The organism is Polaromonas sp. DSP2-3-2b2 (assembly GCF_049895905.1).
Classification (GTDB): domain Bacteria; phylum Pseudomonadota; class Gammaproteobacteria; order Burkholderiales; family Burkholderiaceae_C; genus Polaromonas.
Map to the genome: position 1 here is coordinate 1 of NZ_JAFCTH010000055.1, position 1,245 is coordinate 1,245.

At 65.1% G+C, this 1,245-nt stretch carries 1 protein-coding gene; it reads left to right on the top strand.

Annotated elements, in window-relative coordinates:
- Positions 1-96: 96 nt before the first annotated feature.
- Positions 97-1,245 (top strand): AAA family ATPase (locus ACP7AD_RS18520; RefSeq protein WP_426166403.1); only part of this gene is annotated, 1,149 nt, incomplete at its 3' end.

The following is a 1,245-nucleotide window of genomic DNA, read 5'->3' on the forward strand; positions in this document are numbered from 1 at the left end:
GAAGGTATCGGCGCGGCCTGGAGTTGCTGGCAGGCAACCGGGGCCGCCGCCGTGGTTTGTTTCGGTTCGGGCCGTATGCGTGCTGTAGCTGCTGAATTGCGCCAGCGTGACGCCGCCGCCCGGCTGGTGCTGGTGCCTGACACGGGCAAGGAGGAGCAGGCCCAAGCGATAGCCAAAGAGGTAAACGCCCTTGTCGTGACCTTAGCGCCCGGCTGGCCGAAAAACAGCGACGTGAACGACCTGATGCAGCGTGACGGGTGCGACGTGCTGGCCGCGCTGCTGGAATCGGCAACAGAGCCGCCCAAGCCGGAACCGCGTTACAAGCTGCTGGGGGCTGATGACCTGCGCAACCTGCCCGCCCTTGCCTGGCGCGTGCGTGGCGTGCTGCCCGCCGTGGGGCTGGCCGGGCTCTATGGCCCAAGCGCATCCGGTAAATCGTTCCTGGCGCTGGATATGGCGGCCGCCATTGCAGAGGGCCGCCGCTGGTTTGATTGCCGGGTGGAGGCCGCGCCCGTGGTGTATGCCGCGCTGGAAGGTGAAGGAGGTTTCCGGCTGCGCGTGGCCGCATGGGAGGCGCACACGGGCCGCGCCCTGCCCGATGGCCTGGCGATGGTGCTGCAGTCGTTCAAGCTGACAGAGCCGCAAGACATAGCCGACCTGGCCGCCGTGGTGCCTGCTGGCGCTGTGGTATTTCTCGACACGCTGAACCGGGCCGCCCCGACCGCTGATGAAAACTCATCAAAGGACATGGGCGAAATCCTAAGCGCCGCGAAGCACCTGCAAAGCCTTATCAATGGGCTGGTGGTGCTGGTTCACCATACGGGCAAGGACGCAACCAAAGGGCTACGGGGTCACAGTTCGCTATTCGCTGCCCTTGATGCCGCCGTGGAAGTCTCACGCGATGGCGAGCGCCGGGAGTGGAAGGTTGCCAAGTCCAAGGACGGACAAGACGGGGATGCGCAACCGTTCAAGCTGCAAATTGAAACGCTGGGGACTGATGACTATGGGGATACCGTTACATCGTGCGTGGTGGTGCGAGATACCGCCGCACAAGACGTTAGGGCTGTGAAGCTGCCCCAGGGTGGAAATCAGCGGCTGGTGCTGGATGCACTGCGCCCGATGTTCAAGGACGGCGCGACAGGCAAGCCCGGTGCCCCGCCGCTGGCACGCTGTATCGAGCTTGAGGCCGCTGTGAGTGCTGGGGCTGGCCGCCTGACGTGTGAGACGTGGCGACGTGCAACCCGC